General features: G+C 64.0%; 4 pseudogenes. 3 read left to right on the forward strand and 1 reads right to left on the reverse strand.

The window, feature by feature from the left end:
* A pseudogene (locus VMJ11_RS34470) lies at positions 1 to 326 on the reverse strand (hypothetical protein); the annotation flags it as partial.
* On the opposite strand from VMJ11_RS34470, the pseudogene VMJ11_RS13410 reads away from it, so the two are divergent.
* The 3 pseudogenes from VMJ11_RS13410 to VMJ11_RS13420 form a co-directional block, all read left to right on the forward strand.
* Positions 280 to 742: pseudogene (locus tag VMJ11_RS13410) on the forward strand (ABC transporter permease subunit); the annotation flags it as partial. The pseudogenes VMJ11_RS34470 and VMJ11_RS13410 overlap by 47 nt on opposite strands.
* Before the next feature lie 77 nt (positions 743 to 819).
* A pseudogene (locus tag VMJ11_RS13415) lies at positions 820 to 1,764 on the forward strand (SfnB family sulfur acquisition oxidoreductase); the annotation flags it as partial.
* Positions 1,765 to 1,806: 42 nt separating this feature from the next.
* A pseudogene (locus VMJ11_RS13420) lies at positions 1,807 to 2,450 on the forward strand (IS5 family transposase); the annotation flags it as partial.

The raw sequence follows: 2,450 nt of genomic DNA on the forward strand, positions 1-2,450 counted from the left end.
CGCTTGCGATCCTTCGCTGATGTGGTCGGTGCCCGCCAAAGACGTGGCAGATTGCGCGCCAGCGCGAGAACCTGAGCTTTCTGTTCGGGCGTTGCGACGCGTGCTTTCTGGCTCTGGAACTGGGCGGCTTCCGTCCTGATCCTGATCGCCTCGAGGCGAAGCATCGCGTCATTCCAGCGCCGCTCAAGCGTACCCGCGACCAGACGGTTGGCCGGGTCGCATTCCTGGTAGCGACGTTCAGCGAGTGCGACCTCATACTCGGCGCGTTCGATTCGCATGCCTGTCATCGTGCTGCTCGTGCTGACGGTGCTCGTTTCATTCGTCATGGGCTCCACGCGCTGGGGGCGGGTGGTCTATGCGATCGGCGGCCGAGACGGCGGCCCGGTTGGCCGGCGCGCCAACGGCCCGCTACCGGCTGGCGGCCTATGTCGCTTCCGCGACGATCGCCTCGCTCGGCGGACTGCTCATCGCCGCGCGCGTGGGGCGAGGCGACGTGAGCGCGGGGCATTCGTTGCTGCTCGATGCGGTGGCGGCCGCGCTCGTTGGCTATGCGGTGTGGGGCGCGAAGCGTCCCAATGTGCCGGGCACGGTGATCGGCGCGGTGTTCGTCGGCGTGCTGCTCAACGGTCTCACGATGCTCAACGCGCCGTATTACCTGCAGGACTTCATCAAGGGCGCATTGCTGGTCGTGGCGCTGGCGTTCACGTTCAGCATCGGGCGCCGGGCGGAAGGGCGCAACTGAGGCCGGCAGCCCTCCGGCAAGGTAGCGGTTAGCAAACTACACAATCTGATCGAGCGGAGCAAATCACGGCAGAGACACTGGCTGGCAGCGAGACACTGGGCGCCGCTCCCGTAACGGAGGCCGCGCACGTGATCGTGACGGACCGGGAGGCGATTGCGGTCGCAACGGAGCTGGCCGCGCGGCTGGCCGTTGGCGCGGCGCAGCGAGACAGCGAGCGGCGCCTGCCGCACGAGGAGATCGAGTGGTTCTCGCGCTCGGGGCTATGGGGTATCACGGTGCCCAAAGCGTATGGCGGCGCTGGCGTTTCTAACGTCACGCTCACGGAGGTCGTCAAGATCATTTCGGCTGCGGACCCGTCGCTCGGGCAACTGCCGCAGAATCACTTCGGACTCGTCGACTTGATCACGCTCACCGGCAGCGACGAGCAAAAGCGCGAGCTGTTCGGCGAAGTCCTCGCCGGCAAGCGCTTTGGCAACGGCTTTTCGGAAAAGGGCACGAAACACGTGCTCGACCTGAAGACGCGCGTGCGCCGGGACGGCGATCACTACGTCGTGGACGGCACCAAGTTCTATTCAACGGGCGCCCTGTTCGCGCACTACGTTCCCGTGCTCGGGCTCGACGAGGACCGCAGGGGCTGGCTCGCCTATATTCCGCGCGGCACGCAAGGACTCAGCGTGGTGGACGACTGGTCCGGTTTCGGCCAGCGCACCACCGCGAGCGGGACCGTGACGCTAGAAAACGTGCGCGTGCCGGCAAGGTTCGTGTTGCCGGCGCATCGCGTGTCCGAGCAGCCCACGCTCAACGGCCCGCTCTCGCAGATCATCCAGGCGGCGGTCGACGCGGGCATTGCCCGCGCGGCGATCGAGGACACGCTCGCGTTCGTGCGCTCGCGCACGCGGCCGTGGGTCGATAGCGGCGTCGAGCGCGCAAGCGACGACCCCTTGACGATCCGGGAGGTCGGCAATCTGCATATCCAGTTGCATGCCGCCGAGGCCTTGCTCGAGCGCGCGGCGCGTGTGCTAGGGCCTGTTCACACTAATTGTGTTTGATCGTATACTTCGGTGATGGAAATCACCGAAGCCCAATATCAGCGGATCGAGCATTGCCTGCCACGACAGCGGGGCAATGTCAGCTTGACGAACCTGCAGGTGCTGAATGCGATCCTTTACGTCGCCGAGCACGGCTGCAAATGGCGCGGGCTGCCCAAGCGGTTTGGCCGATGGCACACGATCTACACGCGAATGAACCGCTGGTCCAGGAGTGGTGTTCTTGATCGCGTGTTTACGGAGTTGCAGCGTGAGCAGATCGTTCGCGTCAGGATCGAAGCGGTCTCGCTGGATAGCACGGTGGTAAAGGTTCATCCTGATGGTACCGGCGCATTAAAAAAAACGGCCCCCAATCAATTGGAAAATCCCGTGGTGGATGGACCACCAAGATTCATATGGTTGCCGCGGATGCTCGAACAGCCATAACGTTCGCGCTGTCCCCCGGTCAGGCTGGCGATGCGCCAGAAGGACGCGCGCTGCTGCAAAACCTTGGGCGGCCCAACCGACCACTGCACCTCATCATGGACAAGGCGTATGAAGGTGACGAGACACGGCAACTCGCGCTCGACCTGGGTTTCATTCCCGTCGTTCCGCCCAAAAGCAATCGCCTTGAACCATGGGAATATGATCGGGAAATGTACAAGCGCAGAAACGAAGTTGAG

It is taken from the genome of Paraburkholderia sp., from assembly GCF_035501035.1.
Taxonomy (GTDB): domain Bacteria; phylum Pseudomonadota; class Gammaproteobacteria; order Burkholderiales; family Burkholderiaceae; genus Paraburkholderia.